The 17,934-nt window shown below is 40.4% G+C and carries 14 protein-coding genes; 9 read left to right on the forward strand and 5 right to left on the reverse strand.

Annotated features, from left to right (window positions below; translation table 11 throughout):
- Window positions 1–162 precede the first annotated feature (162 nt).
- From polA to PSM_RS01360, 3 genes are all read left to right on the forward strand, one after another.
- Entirely contained in the window at window positions 163–2,898 is a 2,736-nt protein-coding gene (polA, locus tag PSM_RS01350; protein WP_013463873.1) for a DNA polymerase I, read from the forward strand.
- Window positions 2,899–3,398: 500 nt separating this feature from the next.
- Window positions 3,399–3,986 carry a YceI family protein gene (locus tag PSM_RS01355; RefSeq protein ID WP_013463874.1) on the forward strand — a complete coding sequence of 196 codons (588 nt, stop codon included), beginning with the start codon at window positions 3,399–3,401 and terminating at the stop codon, window positions 3,984–3,986.
- Window positions 3,983–4,501 carry a DUF1285 domain-containing protein gene (locus PSM_RS01360; RefSeq protein WP_013463875.1) on the forward strand — a complete coding sequence of 173 codons (519 nt, stop codon included), beginning with the start codon at window positions 3,983–3,985 and terminating at the stop codon, window positions 4,499–4,501. Before PSM_RS01355 ends, PSM_RS01360 begins: the two co-directional genes overlap by 4 nt.
- Here the strand turns inward: PSM_RS01360 and yihA are convergent, their stop codons facing one another.
- Window positions 4,502–5,158 carry a ribosome biogenesis GTP-binding protein YihA/YsxC gene (gene yihA / locus PSM_RS01365; protein WP_013463876.1) on the reverse strand — a complete coding sequence of 219 codons (657 nt, stop codon included), beginning with the start codon at window positions 5,156–5,158 and terminating at the stop codon, window positions 4,502–4,504.
- Between the two features lie 281 nt (window positions 5,159–5,439).
- Here yihA and PSM_RS01370 point away from each other — a divergent pair, with 281 nt between their 5' ends.
- From PSM_RS01370 to PSM_RS01380, 3 genes are all read left to right on the forward strand, one after another.
- The gene (locus PSM_RS01370; RefSeq protein ID WP_013463877.1) at window positions 5,440–6,072 is read left to right on the forward strand and encodes a c-type cytochrome; all 633 of its coding nucleotides are present in this window, start codon (window positions 5,440–5,442) and stop codon (window positions 6,070–6,072) included.
- Between the two features lie 732 nt (window positions 6,073–6,804).
- Window positions 6,805–7,389, forward strand: coding sequence for a Der GTPase-activating protein YihI (gene yihI / locus PSM_RS01375; RefSeq protein WP_013463879.1), 585 nt, complete (start codon window positions 6,805–6,807; stop codon window positions 7,387–7,389).
- A gap of 12 nt (window positions 7,390–7,401) precedes the next feature.
- Window positions 7,402–7,917 carry a DUF2489 domain-containing protein gene (locus tag PSM_RS01380; protein ID WP_013463880.1) on the forward strand — a complete coding sequence of 172 codons (516 nt, stop codon included), beginning with the start codon at window positions 7,402–7,404 and terminating at the stop codon, window positions 7,915–7,917.
- A gap of 72 nt (window positions 7,918–7,989) precedes the next feature.
- Here PSM_RS01380 and hemN read toward each other — a convergent pair whose 3' ends face one another.
- Together hemN and yjgA are read right to left on the reverse strand one after the other, a co-directional pair.
- Window positions 7,990–9,363, reverse strand: a complete 1,374-nt coding sequence (hemN, locus tag PSM_RS01385) for an oxygen-independent coproporphyrinogen III oxidase (RefSeq protein WP_013463881.1) — start codon at window positions 9,361–9,363, stop codon at window positions 7,990–7,992.
- Between the two features lie 116 nt (window positions 9,364–9,479).
- A complete protein-coding gene (yjgA, locus tag PSM_RS01390; protein ID WP_013463882.1) occupies window positions 9,480–10,004 on the reverse strand; it encodes a ribosome biogenesis factor YjgA in 525 nt (174 codons plus the stop codon).
- A gap of 145 nt (window positions 10,005–10,149) precedes the next feature.
- Between yjgA and pmbA the strand changes: the two genes are divergently transcribed.
- From pmbA to PSM_RS01405, 3 genes are all read left to right on the forward strand, one after another.
- A complete protein-coding gene (gene pmbA / locus PSM_RS01395) occupies window positions 10,150–11,499 on the forward strand; it encodes a metalloprotease PmbA (RefSeq protein ID WP_013463883.1) in 1,350 nt (449 codons plus the stop codon).
- Between the two features lie 109 nt (window positions 11,500–11,608).
- Entirely contained in the window at window positions 11,609–12,088 is a 480-nt protein-coding gene (locus PSM_RS01400; protein ID WP_013463884.1) for a DUF721 domain-containing protein, read from the forward strand.
- A gap of 239 nt (window positions 12,089–12,327) precedes the next feature.
- Window positions 12,328–14,400 (forward strand): M13 family metallopeptidase, encoded by a 2,073-nt coding sequence (locus PSM_RS01405; RefSeq protein ID WP_013463885.1) that lies wholly within the window; start codon window positions 12,328–12,330, stop codon window positions 14,398–14,400.
- A 108-nt stretch (window positions 14,401–14,508) separates the two neighbouring features.
- On the opposite strand, the gene mutT is transcribed toward PSM_RS01405, so the two are convergent.
- Window positions 14,509–14,907 carry an 8-oxo-dGTP diphosphatase MutT gene (mutT, locus tag PSM_RS01410; RefSeq protein WP_013463886.1) on the reverse strand — a complete coding sequence of 133 codons (399 nt, stop codon included), beginning with the start codon at window positions 14,905–14,907 and terminating at the stop codon, window positions 14,509–14,511.
- Window positions 14,908–14,977: 70 nt separating this feature from the next.
- Window positions 14,978–17,686, reverse strand: coding sequence for a preprotein translocase subunit SecA (gene secA, locus PSM_RS01415; RefSeq protein WP_013463887.1), 2,709 nt, complete (start codon window positions 17,684–17,686; stop codon window positions 14,978–14,980).
- Window positions 17,687–17,934 lie beyond the last annotated feature (248 nt).

Genomic DNA, 17,934 nt, shown 5'->3' on the forward strand with positions numbered 1-17,934 from the left:
GGTGCTTCGGATGAATTGCTTGTGGGTGTTATCTACATAGTTATCCACAACTTACTAAAAATGTAGCGCGATTACTCACATTAATTCACAGTCGTTTTATTTACTGCCTTATGGCATGCTTACACTCATATTACTTTTTTGTATTTAGGATCCAATTTTACCATGGCTCAGATCCCCGAAAACCCGCTTATTTTAGTTGATGGCTCTTCATATTTGTTTCGTGCTTATCATTCACCACCACATCTAACCAACTCTAAGGGTGAGGCCACCGGTGCCATTTATGGCGTGGTAAACATGCTTAAAAGTTTAATCAAACAATATGATCCCTCACATATGGTGGTGGTATTTGACGCCAAAGGTAAAACCTTCAGAAATGATATGTACAGTGAGTATAAAGCGAACCGTCCGCCAATGCCTGATGATCTGCGTACTCAAATAGCGCCGCTGCACAGTATTATCAAAGCAATGGGTTTTCCGTTAATTAGTATTGAGGGCGTGGAAGCCGATGACGTAATCGGTACTTTTGCACGGATTGCCTCTGAGCAACAACGTCATGTGCTGGTATCGACTGGTGATAAAGATATGGCGCAGTTGGTCAATGAGCATGTAACCTTGATTAATACCATGACCGACAGCATTTCAGATCCCGAAACTGTGGTTGAAAAGTTTGGTGTTGGACCTGAACTTATTATCGACTATTTAGCTTTAATGGGCGACAAAGTAGATAATATTCCTGGCGTTGAGGGTTGTGGACCTAAAACAGCGGTTAAATGGTTACAAAAGTACGGATCGCTTCAGGGCGTAATTGATAATGCTTCTGATATAAAAGGTAAAATAGGCGAGAAACTGGCAAAAGCGATTGATCATTTACCGTTAAGCTATGAGCTTGCCACTATTAAATGTGATGTTGAGGTTGAATCTGATCTTGATACTTTTAAATTACAAACACCGAATAAAGACGAATTAATTGCCTTATACGGTGAATGTGAGTTTCGTCGTTGGCTAGCTGAATTGCTAGACAACCCAAAAGATGCCGACACACATTTAGCAGTCCCAACGCAAGAGAATGAGCTGCCAAAAGTTGAAGATGCGCACTATGAAACTATTTTAACTGAGGCCCAATTTGAGACATTAATAGAACAGCTTAATGAAGCTGAGCTATTTGCTTTTGATACAGAAACAACCAGTTTAGAGTATATGAAAGCGCAATTGGTCGGTATGAGCTTTGCGGTTAAAGCAGGGGAAGCGGCTTATTTACCAATAGCACACGATTACCCCGGTGCGCCCGAGCAGTTAAGCCTTGAATTTGTGATGCAAAAGTTGGGGCCGATATTAGCAGACGAAAATAAAGCTAAAGTAGGTCAAAATCTAAAATACGATAAAAGCGTGCTTGCCAATGCAGGCTATGAATTAAATGGTATTAAGTTCGACACTATGTTGGAGTCTTATGTATTTAATAGCGTAGGCACCCGTCATGATATGGACTCGTTGGCGCTTAAATATTTAGGCCACAAAAATATTAGCTTTGAAGATATTGCAGGTAAAGGTAAAAAGCAGCTTACATTTAATCAAATAGAACTTGAAAAAGCAGCGCCTTATGCCGCTGAAGATGCCGATATTACTTTGCGTTTGCACCAAGTGTTATGGCCGAAACTTGAAGCGGATGAAAAACTAAAATCGGTGTTTGAAGATATAGAAATGCCACTAGTAAGTGTTATTTCTGATATTGAGCGCACCGGTGTTGCTATCGACAGCAACATGTTGGCCACGCATAGCCAACGTTTAGGTGAGCGATTACTTGAGCTTGAAAAAGAAGCGTTTGAAATCGCGGGCGAACCGTTTAACTTAAGCTCACCAAAGCAACTACAGGTGCTGTTATTTGAAAAGCTCGAATTGCCCGTTATCAAAAAAACACCTAAAGGCGCGCCCTCTACAGCAGAAGAAGTACTACAAGAGTTAGCGCATGATTACCCATTGCCTAAAGTGATTATTGAGCATCGTGGTTTATCTAAGCTCAAATCAACCTACACCGATAAGTTACCCTTGATAGTCAATGAACGCACGCAGCGAGTGCATACTTCTTATCACCAAGCGGTAACAGCAACAGGTCGATTAAGCTCAAGCGATCCTAATTTACAAAATATTCCTATTCGTTCAGAGGAAGGGCGTCGTATTCGTGAAGCGTTTATTGCCGCAGATGGGTATAAAATTGTGGCTGCCGATTACAGCCAAATAGAACTGCGTATTATGGCGCATCTCTCGCAAGATAAGGGATTACTAAGCGCATTTGCTAATGGCTTAGATGTTCACAGTGCCACGGCTGCTGAAGTATTTGGGGTTGAGCTTGAAGAGGTAACATCAGATATGCGCCGTAAAGCTAAAGCGGTAAACTTTGGCTTAATTTATGGCATGTCAGCATTTGGCTTAGCACGTCAACTTGATGTACCACGCCATGAAGCGCAGCATTATATTGATAAATATTTTGAGCGTTTTCCAGGTGTTTTAGAATACATGGAAACAACGCGTGAGAAAGCGGCCGAAAATGGCTATGTAGAAACAATTTTTGGCCGTCGCTTACATTTACCAGAAATAAATGCGCGCAATGGCGCTCGTCGCAAAGGCGCTGAGCGCGCAGCAATTAATGCACCGATGCAAGGCACTGCGGCTGATATTATTAAAAAAGCGATGTTAAGCGTGCATGCTTGGGTTAATCAGCAAGCACCTAATACAGTTAAGCTGCTCATGCAGGTACACGATGAATTGGTATTTGAGATTAAAACAGAATGTACTGAGCAATATACCAAACAGATTTGTGAGCTGATGTCACAAGCGGCGCAGTTAGATGTACCACTTATTGTTGAAGCTGACGAAGGTGATAACTGGGAACAAGCACACTAATTTAGCGCTACTGTACTGGTTTTAATATAGGCCAAATACAGAGTCAAAAAAGAGAATCATAAAGCGCCGCTAGGCGCTTTTTCTTTATCTTGCAGGTTAAAAAAAAGTTAAATTAAACAGCAGTTTGTATTAAATCGTTAGAGGTTCGTCAATTCGCTACGATTATCAATAATATGCTTGTATTTTTACACTTGCTTTTGGTAAAGTGCCGCCCGTCCTCATCCTGTAGGACATCCTGTTGATGATGCATCGTAAGATGCAACGTATTAATAGCTTCTCCCCAGTTTGCTATATCGGCCTATCATATATTTGATGGGCCGTTTTTTTATTGTCTTGCATCCAAGCGTTAAATTTATTCTCTAATTGCACTTAGCGTTTCAAGTGATACCATCAGTCTACTTAGCATTTTCGATTTACCACACAGTAACTAATGATTTTCAGCTGGGCTGATCAAAGTATTATTTTTACCGGTATAAGTCTTTTTATTTTAGGAGTGCATTATGTTTAAAACGTTAGCTATCGCAGGTTTATCTTTATCATGTTTACTAGTTTCAGGTGCTGCATCGGCAAACTGGCAACTATTGAACGATAAAAGCCAATTAAGTTTTGTATCAATTAAAAAAAATAGCATTGCTGAAGCAAGTCACTTTACTCAGTTAGCTGGGCAGCTGAGCGATCAGGGTCAATTTAGCGTAAACGTTGATTTAACCTCAGCCGAAACCTTTATCCCTATCCGTAACGAACGTTTAAGTAAGATATTGTTTGAGTCTGACACGTTTGCAAACGCAGTATTAACCGCTGACTTATCTGATAAGTTGTCACTTATTAAGCAACCAGGGCAGTACGTATTAAAAGGTATTAGCGCTGAGCTAGACTTTCATGGTCATAAAAAGCCACTTGCTGTTGATGTACTCGTAAGCAGTGCGGCCAATGGAGATTTAAGTGTGGCATCATTCACTCCTATCATTATCAACAGTGATGACTTTAAGATCACCGAAGGGGTAATGCAGTTACAAAAATTAGCCGGATTACCTTCAATTGCTACTGCCGTGCCAGTTACTTTTGCACTGACATTTAAAAAACAGTGATTTCACTTAACGAGCTTAGCAAGCAACTCAGCGAGCCAAGCAAACCTTTTGAACAATGGCAGCCCGCTCACTGCGGGCAGTTACCATTATTGATTGATGAGCAAGGTAAATGGTTTTACGCAGGTAGTGAAATTACCCGTCAATCAATGGTGAAACTTTTTGCCAGTGTATTATGCAACGAAGATGGGCAGTTTTACTTAAAAACACCCGTAGAAAAAATCGCGATTGAGGTGAAGGATGCGCCTTTTATTATTGTAAATTGGCATAGTGAAAAGACATCAGAGGGAAGTGTTATTTGTTGTATTGATAACTTAAACCGCACATGGCTATTAAGTCGTTCTGAGTCACTTTATATCAATGACTACAAAGGTGCGGCTGTGCCTTATATGCAGTTACCCTACGGCTGCTTTGCGCGAGTTGCGCGAAATGTGTTTTATCAGTGGGCTGAAATAGCCGAAACAGATGAGCTCGGCTATTTTATTACCTCCGCACAGCAGAAATTTTACTTACAGTAATTATTCGCTATCTGGCGCTACTAAATCAGCAGGTGGAACGGCCACGATTGGGCCTAAATACCACTCATCTAGCTTTTTAGCGACTTCTGGTAAGCCGGTGCCTTTAAGTGATGAAAATGCATGAACCGTAATATCGCCATCTAATTCACTTAACTCACGACGTACGCTAAGAACTTGTGATTTACGCGGACCTTGCTTTAGCTTATCGGCTTTAGTTAATAGTGCCAATACCGGAATTTCACTGCCTACAGCCCAATTAATTAAGTCGCGGTCTAAATCTTTTAATGGATGACGAATATCCATTAATACCACAATACCTTTTAAACTTTGACGTTTTTGCAGGTATTCGCCTAGCGATTTTTGCCATTTCTTTTTCATTTCAATCGGCACTTTTGCAAACCCATAGCCAGGTAGGTCAATTAGGCGCATATTATCTACATCGGCAAGTTCAAAGGTGTTGATCAGCTGAGTACGGCCGGGTGTTTTACTGGTTCGTGCTAACTTTTGATCGGTTAGGGCATTTAGCGCACTTGATTTACCTGCATTAGAGCGACCGGCAAACGCGACTTCAATTCCCGTATCAGCAGGTAATTTAGTGATGTCTGGCGCGCTTGTAACAAAAGACGCAGTGTTATACTTGATACGAGATTTGAGCACAGGCTCTCCTAAAACTTAAAAAAATAACATTGGGTAAACCAAATTCACCCGTGGCGCGTATTTTATACTATAAAGTAGCTATTAAAAAGTGTATTTGAGCATGTAAGATCATTGCTGACAGTACATTTTAACTGGCTTAGCGTTTAATTTTACTCAAAACCCTATAATTTATAGGTTTAATGTGTGTAGAAAACGTGCCAGAGAATTTAATATCGTGTAGAATATAAAAATCACAACATCCATATTGTAGATGATACAGGGTCGGAAACAGAGAATTCACCATGAAAAAAATAGCACTATCTTTAACTATATTGCTTGGTGCGTTGTCAGCAAGCAACGCAACAGCATTTGATGGCGATGTAAACGCAGGTAAAGAAAAATCAGCAACGTGTGCGGCTTGTCACGGCCCAGACGGTAATGCGCCGGTTAACATCTACCCAAAAATTGCAGGCCAACACGCAGATTACATATACAAGCAACTTACTGAATTTAAATTAGGTATGACTTCGGGCGGTAAAGAAGGTCGTATGAATCCAGTAATGAGCGGTATGGCAATGCCATTAAGTGATCAAGATATGAAAGACTTGGCTGCTTACTTTGCTTCTTTGAACATGTCTGAAGGTGCTACACCGAAAGATGTTCAAGAAACAGGCGCAATGTTATATAAAGCAGGTGATGCTGAGCGCGGTATCCCATCATGTGCGGCTTGTCATGGTCCACGTGGTAATGGCTCTTCACTTGCTAAATTCCCAAAGATTTCTTTCCAACATCCAGAATACATCAAGTCACAACTTGAACAGTTCAGAGATGGTGTTCGTAATAACGACCTAAATGGTGTTATGCAGGACATTGCAAAGAAACTAACAGATAAAGACATTGAAACACTCTCTAAATACCTTGGTGGTCTACACTAAAGTCGTATTTATTTAGATGTTGTTAACATAATATAATGTTAATTAGTGAAAAAGGCAGCTTTAGCTGCTTTTTTTGTGCCTGCCGTGACCGATAAAGCTCCTTCTCTTGTAAGACATTGACCATACTTTGGTGTAAGAAAAATCTCATTTTATTTTTATTTTTTAATGTAACTTATTGTAATTTATATTTTTTAGTGTTTTTTGTCATATGTAGTACAAGAAAAAAGATATAAATTAGTTGTAACAAAATTATTAACGAGTAAATTAACCCCTGTCGCAAAAACAATAACAAATAGGAAAACGTTATAAGGATAGTAGCGCGGCACGACTGAATAGCACATAGAGTGTGCTACCAAAGGAAATATCAAAAAAGTGTTAGGAAGACCGAAAATAATAAAATACTCATGGAAGTTTAATAATAAAAACAAAATGGAATGCTACACGGAAGATAAATAATAAAAATACGGATAGAAAATAATAATAAAAACAATAAAGACTAAAAAGTCGAAGGGAGAAGTGTCCATATAATGGCGCTCAGATTAGTAGGCGGTAGAGATGTTTTCTCTACCGCCTTTTTATTTGTCCTGTTACAATACCCCCCGTTTAAAAAAAGCACCTTAACTGTGCTTTGGCGCGCAAAACGCCCAAACTGAATTCTCCTGGCTAGGCCAGCACCGCGATGCCCATTGAGTTGCGCCTCGCTCAAAACCTCTTAAGTGAGACGATCAAGATATGAGTAGAAAGAAAAAGTCACGTAAAATTCCATCAAATGGTCCCGTTCGTTTAAGTCAAGATAAGCTTAAAGAAATGCGCGCATTGAAAGAGCAACGTGTTAAAAAAACTAAGGGCGCTAAGCCTGGTTCACGTAATGCACCGGATGCATTGAGTAATGACACTCAAAAAGCAGGTTCGGCTGCTAAAGATAAACGCGTTGGTAGTAAAAAAGCAGTGCCATTGGTTGCACCTGCTGCTGAACCAAAAATCGAAATGAAACGTAACCTTAAACCTGTAGCAGAGCTTAAAAAGGCTGTTGAACCAGAATTAACGCCTGAACAAGAGTTAGAAGCCCTTGAAAATGATGAGCGCTTACTTAAATTAGTTGAGCGTCATGAGCAAGGTGAAATGCTAACGGGTAAAGATGCAAAATACTTTAATAGCCGCATAGCGCGTCACCAAGTGCTTTGTAAATTATTAGGCATTGAAGATGAAGAAGAGTTTGAAGATGACTTCAGCGATGAAGACAGTAATTCAGACTTTGATCAATACCTATCAAACGATCTAGCGAATGAATGGCTAGATGACGACGAAGATAAGTAATAAGGACACGCAATGAGTACAGCAGTGATCTTAGCCTTAGTTGTAGGTGCTGCTATTATAGCGGGCTTGGCATTTTATGCGGGTCAGTTGCTCTATAAGCTAAATGTGCAAAAAAAGCTAATTAGCAAAAAACAGACAGAGCAACAGCAAAAGCTAAAACAGTCGCGTTTAAAGCGTAATGCGAAGTTAGCCGATAGTATTCATTTAATTGCACGTGCTATGAATGAAAAGCAATGTGATTACTCTGAGGGGTGCTTACGTATTTGGGTGCTTATGTCGCAATATAGTTTTGATACTGAGCGCGACCTAACGAGTGCATACCCGGGTATTTATAAAATGTACGACGTGGTAAAAGAAATGCCAACCCATGATTCGCGCAAAAAGTACGCTAAAAAAGAAATTTTTAAGCAAGACACGGCGCGCTGGCGCGCAGAAGAATCACTGAGTGATGAAATTGAAGCTGACTGTAAAAAAATTATTGTTGAGTTTAAAGCAGCCCAAGGCAGCGAAAACGTGGTTTTTAACTAGCGCTTAGATTTTACGGCATATATAAAAAAAGCAGACCTTGGTCTGCTTTTTTTTATGCGTGCTAGTTTTAAATTATATAACGCGTGAGAAGCGAGTGGCATTTATCTGTTTTTGTAAATGCGCATCAAAGCACATACAAATAATACGAATAAATAAATTCCCTTTTGGTGTTACGCTAATTAGGTTGTTTTCTATTGTTACCATTTCATCGGCAATTAATGGTGCGAGTGCCTCTAAAGCATCTTGAAAGTAGTCATTAAAGCTGATTTTATGTCTGTTAGCGAATACGCTCATATCAAGCTCAAACTGGCAAATAAGCTGCTTAATCGCATCGGCGCGAATAAGATCATCTTGGGTTAAATGCATGCCTTTATTAATGGCACTGCCTGCTTGCTCATCAACTGCTTGATAATAATGTTTTAACTCTTTTTTATTTTGTAATATCGCTGTGCCTATTTGTGAAATAGACGAGACACCTAAGCCCAATAAGTCGCACTCGCCATGAGTGGTGTAGCCTTGAAAATTACGATGCAGCTGATTCGTATTTTGTGCAATGGCTAGCTCATTATCAACTTTTGCAAAGTGATCCATACCTATAAATTGATAGCCCGCCTGCGTCATTTGCTCTAGGGTATTTTTAAACATGGTGAGCTTATTATGCGCACTGGGTAAATCGGCGTCTTTAATTTTACGTTGGGCGGCAAAACGTTCTGGTAAATGAGCGTAGTTAAATACTGAAACGCGGTCAGGGTTTAAGGCAATAAGTTGCTCAATCGTTTGTGTAAAGCTCTCAGGTGTTTGTAGTGGCAGGCCATAAATCATATCAGCATTAATTGATTTAAAGCCCAACTGTTTTGCTTGGGTAATTAATTGCTTTACCTCATCAACATGCTGAGGGCGATTAACAGCCAGCTGAACCTGATCATTAAAATCTTGAATACCAAATGACACACGATTAAACCCCAACTCGCTTAAATCAACCAGCATATTGTCAGCCAGTGAGCGAGGGTCGATTTCGATACCGCGCTCGCAGGTATCGCTAAAGTTAAAGTGTTGCTCTAGTAGCGTTACTAAGCGCGTCATTTGCGCTGCGGTTAAAAAAGTTGGTGTGCCGCCCCCCAAATGTAATTGCTCAACCCGATAATCTTGAAACAGCGGCGCTTGTGCTGCAATTTCTTTAGCTAAAAAGTCTAGGTAGGTATCGGCTTTAGATTGGTGGCGAGTAATGACTTTATTACAGCCACAGTAATAACAAAGCTGACTACAAAAAGGAATATGAATATATAAAGACAACGAACGGGTTTGCGATGATTCAATAGCGCTAATCAAATCTTGTTGCTGATAACCATCAGCTAACGAAAGTGCGGTCGGGTAAGACGTATAACGCGGGCCCGATACATTGTATTTGTTTATTAAAGTTTGATCCCATTGAGGAAGTTTAATCATCACGCGCACCTTATCTTTTAAGTTGCTGCGTATTGTAAAAAAGCAAAGAGGAGGAGGTTTTGATCTACAACAAAAAAAGGTGCCGCAGCACCTTTTTAATATATAACGCGGCTGCGTTACATTATGGCGTCTTTTAAGTACTGAAATAACTCTTTGTAGCTTCTCGCTGGTTTTTCGGCTTTTACTTCTTTGGCAGCATTACGCACCATTTGGCGCATTTTTTGGCGCTCAAGAGCTGGATATTGTTCAATTGTTTCGTTGATTAAGTCATCGCCTTGTTCAATTAAATCACTGCGCAGTTGCTCAATTTTTTTGATCATAACCTCAGCTTGGTTATTTTTATTAAGCATGACATCAATGATCGCTTTAATTTCTTCAATATTTTCTACTGTACGAAGGGTTTTTGCGATGTAATTTAAATGTCGGCGGTAAGCATCACTTTTATTACTTATTTTATCAGCAACCACCATTGCTTCTTTTAAGTCATCATTGAGCGGCAGGCGTTCACGCTGCTTTTTACCCATTTTGGCAATTTCAGATCCTAACTGATGAAACTCTTGCGCTTCGCGCTTAAGTTCACTTTTTGATACATATATAATTTCTTCTTCAATTTCAGCAGGCTTGCCTTTTTTCTTCGCCATGGGGTGCTCTTAAATAAAAATAACTTCATCTATTATACGCGATTCTTTTAGTGATTAATATTAGCTGATGTGGTGCAGTGAGTGTGTTAGCATTTAAATATAAAAAATGTGTGCAATATGGCCTTCAGGGCTCAGGACAGAATTTATGAAAAGCCAACACCAAGATCCAATTTATTCGCAAATCTCTCAAGTAAAAGACGCTGTATCAGAAGTACTTGAACATGCTAAAAAACTAGGTGCTACCGCTGCAGAAGCTGCTATGTCTAGCACTTCGGGGCTGTCGGTAAGTACGCGCATGGGGGAGGTAGAAACCATTGAGTTTAATCAAGACGGTGGTTTAGGTATTAGCGTGTATGTTGGCAATAACAAAGGCTCGGCATCAACGGCTGATTTAAATCCTAAAACATTACGTGCTGTGGTCGAAAAAGCCATCGATATTGCTAAATTCACTTCAGACGATCCATGTAATGGCATTGCTGATAAAGAACTGCTTGAGTTTGCCCCTAAAGATCTAGACTTGTTTCATCCTTGGGATGTAAGCCCAGAGCAAGGGATTGATTTATGTCATGCCGCAGAGCAAGCCGCATTAAACGCCGATGAGCGAATTGTGAATTCAGATGGCGCTAGCTTTTCATCGCATCAAGGTTTGCGAGTATATGGTAACAGCCATGGTTTAATTGCCGGCTTTCCACGTACTCGCCACAGCATAAGCACTATGGTGATAGGTAAAGAGGGCGAGCATATGCAGCGCGACTCAGCCTACACGATTTCTCGCGATCAAGCGGGGTTAAAAGATGCTGCAAGTGTTGGACTTGAAGCTGCAGCAGAAACCCTAGCAAAACTAAACAGCCAAAAACTAGGCACCATGAAAGTGCCGGTTATTTTTAGAGCCGATATTGCTAATTCATTGTTTGGCCATTTGGTATCAGCAATTGGTGGTGGCGCACTGTATCGTAAATCCAGCTTTTTATTGGATAGCTTAGGCACGCAGGTATTTAGCAAAACCGTTAATATTTCAGAGCGTCCGCACTTACTTAAAGGCTTAGCATCATCGCCATTTGATAGCGAAGGGGTTAAAACTCTCGACAGAGAAATAATTCACGGTGGCGAGTTACAAACGTATTTATTAGCAAGCTATGCTGCACGTAAAATGAATATGACCCCAACAGGGCACGCTGGCGGTATTCATAATTGGTTAGTAGAACAGACGCATCAAGATTTAACTGCATTATTAAAAACCATGGGTACGGGCTTATTAGTTACAGAATTGATGGGGCAGGGCGTGAATACCGTAACCGGTGACTACTCTCGCGGTGCGGCTGGTTTTTGGGTTGAAAATGGGGAAATACAATACCCAGTAAGCGAAATTACGATTGCTGGTAATTTAAAAGATATGTTCAAAGGTATTTCCGCTATAGGTGGCGATATAGAGCGTCGCGGCGGGATTCAGACTGGTTCAGTACTGATTGAACAAATGCAAGTAGCAGGTGCTTAATACCCATCCGCAATAATATTTATTTCAGTGAATTGGTATAAACCCACTTTGCTTGCTTAAATTAAGCTTAATTTAAGCAAGCTTTCTTTTGATGTTTCTAAGGTGTGATATGGCTAAAGATAGATATGCGCCAAAACCGTTAACCGATATTATGGCTGGGCTGAACAACCGCTTAGCAGCCTATGCGGGAAAAAGCCAAGCACTGGATACACAGCAACAATTGTTGCGCGATTTCTTAGGCCCTAAGTTAGGTGAAAAGTGCCGAGTAAGTAATTACCGTGACGGCACCTTAATGATAGAAGCCGTTTCTGCACCTATTGCCCTTAGGCTTAATTATTTAAAAATGGACATGCAATCGCATTTTAGAGCCGCGGGTATGGCCGAGCTTGGGCAAATAAAAATTACTGCCAATCCACAGGCAACTCAACGGTTAAGCACTCGACTTAAAGTGGCTGATGGCAAACCAACGAACTCCCTTAAAATGAGTGAACAAACGGCTGATTATTTAAATGCGATCGCCGATTCTGCTCCACCGTCATTAAAAGAAAAGCTTCAACGCTTAGCTTTACATGGTAAAAATAAACCTTAATTAAATACCATTTAACACCTTGCTCGGTTTGTTTTGCTGGCTTTAAAATACTTTGTTACATATTCGATTTTATTGTTATTTAAATCAGGTTTATGATGCCTAGTTAGTACTTCCTAAATTAGGTTGTAGCTGATGCGTATTTCATTAAGCAGATAATAGACTGCATCCTATTGTTGTTTTTTTGAGTTATCAAATCTTAATGAAATGCGTATTTATTCTAATTAATATACGGAATTCTTATGAAAAAAATAACAATGACTGCCGCCAGTATTGCATTGGCGTTAGGTTTGGTTGGTTGCGGCGAAAAGCCACAAGAAATGCAAGCAGAAGCAACAACAGTAACCGCACCGGTAGCAACCCCTGGTGCCTTAGGTGTTGATTTACAAAATATCGATAAAAGTGTTCGTGCACAGGATGATTTTTACTACCACGTAAACGGTAAATGGTTAGAAAAAACTGAAATCCCTGGCGATAAGTCAAACTATGGGTCGTTCTCACAGTTATATGATGAATCGCAAAAAGCAATGAAAACAGTACTAGAAAATGCCAGTACCAATAGCAGCGCAAAGCCAGGTTCAGATGAATATAAGATCGGCGCATTTTATACTAGCTACATGGCTGAAAATGCTCGTGAAGAGTTAGGGATGTTACCACTTGAGCCAGCTATTAAAAGCATTGATACAGTAAAAGATAAAGCCGCGTTGGTCACACTGATGGCACAGCTACAAGTTAAAGGCGGAGATCTTCCTTTTGGCTGGTATGTTAATAATGACGCTAAAAACTCAAGTGAAAATGCGCTTTATGCCTATCAAGCGGGACTTGGTTTACCTGACCGTGATTATTATTTAAAAGATGATGAAAAATTCACAAAAATTCGCGCGGCATATCAAACCTATATTACCGATATTTTAGCTAAAGCTGGCGTTAATAATGCCGCGGATGCAGCCAAAGCGATACTTGCCCTTGAAACGACACTTGCTGAGGCACAGTGGAGTCGGGTACAAAGTCGTGATGCAACAAAATCATATAATAAAATGTCAGTAGCTGAAGCTAACACGTTAATGGGAGATTTTGATTTAAGTGCTTACTTTGAAGCCGTTGGTGTTGATGCCCAAGAGTTGATTGTGCGCCAACCAAGTTACTTTGAAAAATTTGCAGACATTTTCAAAAATACAGACTTATCGGTTTGGCAAAACTACTTAAAATTCCATTTCGTTAGTAATTACGCGCAGTTGCTAAATAAAGACTTAGTGGATTTGAAATTTAATTTTTACAGCACCACATTGCGTGGTGTTGAAGAGCAAGCGCCACTTTGGAAGCAAGCCGTTGATTCATCAAACAGTGTACTGGGTGAAATTTTAGGTAAAGTCTACGTTAAAGAAAACTTCCCGCCAGAAGCGAAAGCGCGCATGGAAGAATTAGTTGATAACGTGATTAAAGGCTATTCAGTGGCAATTGAAAACCTTGAGTGGATGAGCCCTGAAACAAAAGTTGCGGCGCAAGAAAAGCTGGATAAGTTTACGCCTAAAATTGGTTACCCAGATAAATGGAAAGATTATTCAGATTTAGTAATTAATCCTGATGAACTAGTAGGTAACTATATTCGCTACAGTGAGTGGGCTTATGCAGATATGATTGCTAAATTAGGTAAGCCAGTTGATCGCTCTGAGTGGCATATGACGCCACAAACAGTGAATGCTTACTACAACCCAGTGAATAACGAAATAGTATTCCCTGCGGCGATTCTGCAGCCTCCTTTCTTTAATTTAGAAGCAGATGATGCGGTTAACTATGGTGCTATTGGTGCGGTTATTGGCCATGAGTTAGGCCATGGCTTTGATGACCAAGGTGCAAAATACGACGGTGATGGCAATTTACGTAATTGGTGGAGCGAGTCAGACCTTAAGCAGTTTGAACAGCGAAGTGCTGCCTTAGTTGCGCAGTATAATCAATATAAACCGTTTGAAGATGCCAGCGTTAATGGTGAGCTGACACTGGGTGAAAACATTGGTGATTTAGGCGGCTTAACCGTCGCTTATAAAGCGTATCAATTATCGCTGGGTGATTCTAAAGCGCCCATTATTGAAGGCTATACGGGCGACCAACGCTTCTTTATGGGCTGGTCGCAAATTTGGCGTCGTAAATACCGTGATGAAGCATTGCGCAATCGTTTAATGACCGATTCACATTCACCGAGTCATTATCGCGTGATTGGTATTTTGTCGAATATGCCGGAATTTTACCAAGCGTTTGATGTTAAAGAGGGCGATAAAATGTATATCAAGCCTGAAGATCGCGTAAAAATTTGGTAATTTAAGCTGAAATTAGCTTAAGCGGTTAGCCCCACTAATCGCAAAATAAAAAGCCAGTGAGCATGATGCTCACTGGCTTTTTAGTTACTTTTATACCTGATGATAAAACTAGCTATATTTCGTTTTTATGGCGCTGATAATCTCGACATTGGCTGCAGGAAAATCATAGTTATCAAGTTCGTCTATACTTACCCATTCGCTTGGTTGCCCTTCTGCGCCATGAGCTTGACCATTAAAGTTACTGACCACGTGTACATTAAGTCGTACGCATTTATCGCCATAGTCGTGCTCTATAGTGACAAGTTCGCTTGAGCTATGAATAGTCAGTCCTACTTCTTCAAATAATTCGCGCTTCAGTGCTTGAAAAACACTTTCTCCGGCTTCAATTTTTCCGCCTGGAAATTCCCATAAGCCGCCTTGGTGCTGTTCATCTGCACGTTTACAAATAAACACATTGTTGTTTTTTTTAATTACACCCACAGCAACATTGATGATTACTTTAGTCATTATCTCTCCCTTAAATAGCATAAAAAAAGCGACGCAAGCGTCGCTTTTTATCTAACTTAACAAAGTGGTGTTATTTTAATTTACCACAACATTGTTTGTATTTTTGACCTGAACCACATGGACATGGATCGTTACGACCCACTTTTGGCTCGCTACGCGCCATAACCTGAGCGCTTTGTGGTGCTTCACCACCTACGTGCTCTGCTTCTTCATGTTGATATTCGCGAGGGGCATTTTCACTTTTACGGTGTTGCTCTTCTACTTTTTCAACATCTTCTTCAGCGCGAACTTGCACTTTACTTAAAATACCGACGACATCGACTTTTAAGTTTTCTAGCATTTCAGAGAACAATTCAAACGACTCACGTTTGTACTCTTGCTTAGGATTCTTTTGTGCATAACCACGTAAGTGAATACCTTGGCGTAAGTGATCCATTGCAGCAAGATGGTCTTTCCAATGTTGGTCAAGACTTTGAAGCATAATGGCTTTTTCAAACTGACGTAGTACAGAATCGCCAACCATTTCTTCTTTTTGCTTGTAAGCTTGTTCAACCGCTTCTTCAATACGCTCACGCAGTTTTTCTTCGTACAGTTTATTGTCATCAGCTAACCACTGAGTAATTGGTAACTCAATTAAGAAGTCTTGTTTTAAGCGTTCTTCAAGTCCTGGTATATCCCACATTTCAGCCAAGCTTTGTGGAGCAATGTATTGATCAATCACACCAGCGAGCACATCACCACGGATAGCAGTAATCGTTTCTGAAATATCACCTTCTTCAAGCAATTCATTACGTTGAGAGTAAACAACACGACGTTGGTCGTTTGCTACATCATCGTACTCAAGTAGCTGTTTACGCACATCAAAGTTACGTGCTTCTACTTTACGCTGAGCGTTTTCGATTGCGCGGTTAACCCATGGATGTTCAATCGCTTCACCACGTTGCATACCTAGTTTACGCATCATATTAGTCATGCGCTCACCAGCAAAAATACGCATTAACGCATCGTCCATCGATAGGTAGAAACGGCTTGAACCGGCATCACCTTGACGGCCAGAACGACCACGTAATTGGTTATCAATACGACGTGATTCATGACGCTCAGTACCAATAATGTGTAAGCCGCCAGCATCAATTACCGCATCATGGCGAATTTTCCATGCTGCTTTTATTTCAGCAATTTGTTCGTCAGTTGGGTTCTCAAGTTTTTCAACTTCGCTGTTCCAATTACCACCCAGTACAATATCGGTACCACGACCGGCCATGTTAGTGGCAATGGTGACTGTGCCTGGTAAGCCCGCATCAGAAACAATGTCTGCTTCTTGTGCGTGGAATTTAGCATTAAGTACGTTGTGCTTAATTTTTTCTTTGCGTAAAAACTGCGATAAGTACTCAGAGCTTTCAATTGAGATAGTACCTACAAGTACCGGCTGACCACGTTCTTGACAGTCTTTAATGTCTGCTAAAATCGCTTCGTACTTTTCTTCTTGCGTTAAGTAAACTAAATCAGCGCGATCATCGCGGATCATTGGTTTATTGGTTGGCATAACCACAGTGTCTAAACCGTAGATAGACTGAAACTCAAACGCTTCTGTGTCGGCTGTGCCTGTCATACCTGCTAGCGTTTCGTACAATCGGAAGTAATTTTGGAACGTAATAGAGGCTAATGTTTGGTTCTCGTTTTGAATTTTCACACCTTCTTTTGCCTCTACAGCTTGGTGTAAACCTTCTGACCAACGACGTCCTTCCATAGAGCGACCTGTGTGTTCATCAATAATGATAACTTCGTTTTCTTTAATAACGTAGTCAACATCTTTTTGGTAAAGCTTGTGCGCACGAAGAGCTGCATAAACGTGACTAAGTAGCGTGATGCTCGCTGCTGAGTACAGTGAATCACCTTCTTCAATTAGACCGCGCTCGGTAAGTAACTCTTCAACTTTTATTTGCCCACGCTCAGTAAGATGAACTTGCTTAGATTTTTCATCGATGGTGAAATCGCCATCGCCTTCAATCCCTTCCTCATCTTCTTTTTCTTGTAGTTCAAGTAAAGGAACAATGGTATTTATTTCAGTGTATAGCTCAGAGCTATCTTCAGCGGGACCAGAAATAATCAGTGGCGTACGTGCTTCATCAATAAGGATTGAATCCACTTCATCCACTACAGCATAAAATAATGGGCGTTGTACGCGCTCATCAATACTAAATGCCATGTTGTCACGCAGGTAATCAAAACCAAATTCGTTATTGGTACCGTAAGTGATGTCAGCTGCATAAGCTTGTTTTTTCTGTTGTGGCATCATGCCCGGAACATTACAGCCTACGGTTAACCCTAAAAATTCAAATAATGGGCGATTGGTTTCAGCATCACGTTTGGCCAAGTAGTCATTCACGGTAATGACATGAACACCTTTACCTGTTAAACCATTTAAATAAGCCGGCAGTGTCGCTGTGAGTGTTTTACCTTCACCGGTACGCATTTCTGCGATACGACCTTGGTGTAAAACCATACCACCTAATAACTGCACGTCGAAATGACGCATACCGTTTACACGTTTTGATGCTTCACGTACCACTGCAAATGCTTCTGGTAGAATATCGCCTAAGCTTTGTCCGTTATCGTAACGCTCTCTAAACTCGGCTGTTTTAGCTTTTAAATCTTCATCTGAAAGCGCTTCTAGCTGCGTTTCAAGTGCATTGATCAGTGCGACCGTCTTTCTTAGGTTTTTAATAGTGCGGTCATTGCGACTACCAAAAATCTTGGTAAATAAATTAGATATCATGATAAAACCGTTACAATGTGTTTTTTTGCTAGCCGTGCATCGGCTAACCCATTTTTTACAATTGATAATTAATGTATTCTTTAAATTAACCTTTAGGACACATTAATTAGCAATTTTGTATTAAGCTGCTTAAAAAGCACTGTTTATTACCTGCGCTACTATACCAGACTCTGCTAAACATCAAACTACCTCAATAAAAAGATCTTCATTTAAAACAGAAAAATGAGATCTCGCTCATAAAAATAGCG

It is taken from the genome of Pseudoalteromonas sp. SM9913 (genome assembly GCF_000184065.1).
Lineage (GTDB): Bacteria > Pseudomonadota > Gammaproteobacteria > Enterobacterales > Alteromonadaceae > Pseudoalteromonas > Pseudoalteromonas tetraodonis.

Bases quoted from the DNA above. Each gene is read 5' to 3' on its own strand.
- PSM_RS01405 (WP_013463885.1), top strand. From the start codon at position 12,328: ATGAAAAAAATAACAATGACTGCCGCCAGTATTGCATTGGCGTTAGGT.
- hemN (WP_013463881.1), bottom strand. From the start codon at position 9,363: ATGATTAAACTTCCTCAATGGGATCAAACTTTAATAAACAAATACAAT.
- secA (WP_013463887.1), bottom strand. From the start codon at position 17,686: ATGATATCTAATTTATTTACCAAGATTTTTGGTAGTCGCAATGACCGC.
- PSM_RS01400 (WP_013463884.1), top strand. From the start codon at position 11,609: ATGGCTAAAGATAGATATGCGCCAAAACCGTTAACCGATATTATGGCT.
- PSM_RS01380 (WP_013463880.1), top strand. From the start codon at position 7,402: ATGAGTACAGCAGTGATCTTAGCCTTAGTTGTAGGTGCTGCTATTATA.
- yihI (WP_013463879.1), top strand. From the start codon at position 6,805: ATGAGTAGAAAGAAAAAGTCACGTAAAATTCCATCAAATGGTCCCGTT.
- mutT (WP_013463886.1), bottom strand. From the start codon at position 14,907: ATGACTAAAGTAATCATCAATGTTGCTGTGGGTGTAATTAAAAAAAAC.
- PSM_RS01355 (WP_013463874.1), top strand. From the start codon at position 3,399: ATGTTTAAAACGTTAGCTATCGCAGGTTTATCTTTATCATGTTTACTA.
- PSM_RS01370 (WP_013463877.1), top strand. From the start codon at position 5,440: ATGAAAAAAATAGCACTATCTTTAACTATATTGCTTGGTGCGTTGTCA.
- pmbA (WP_013463883.1), top strand. From the start codon at position 10,150: ATGAAAAGCCAACACCAAGATCCAATTTATTCGCAAATCTCTCAAGTA.
- yjgA (WP_013463882.1), bottom strand. From the start codon at position 10,004: ATGGCGAAGAAAAAAGGCAAGCCTGCTGAAATTGAAGAAGAAATTATA.
- polA (WP_013463873.1), top strand. From the start codon at position 163: ATGGCTCAGATCCCCGAAAACCCGCTTATTTTAGTTGATGGCTCTTCA.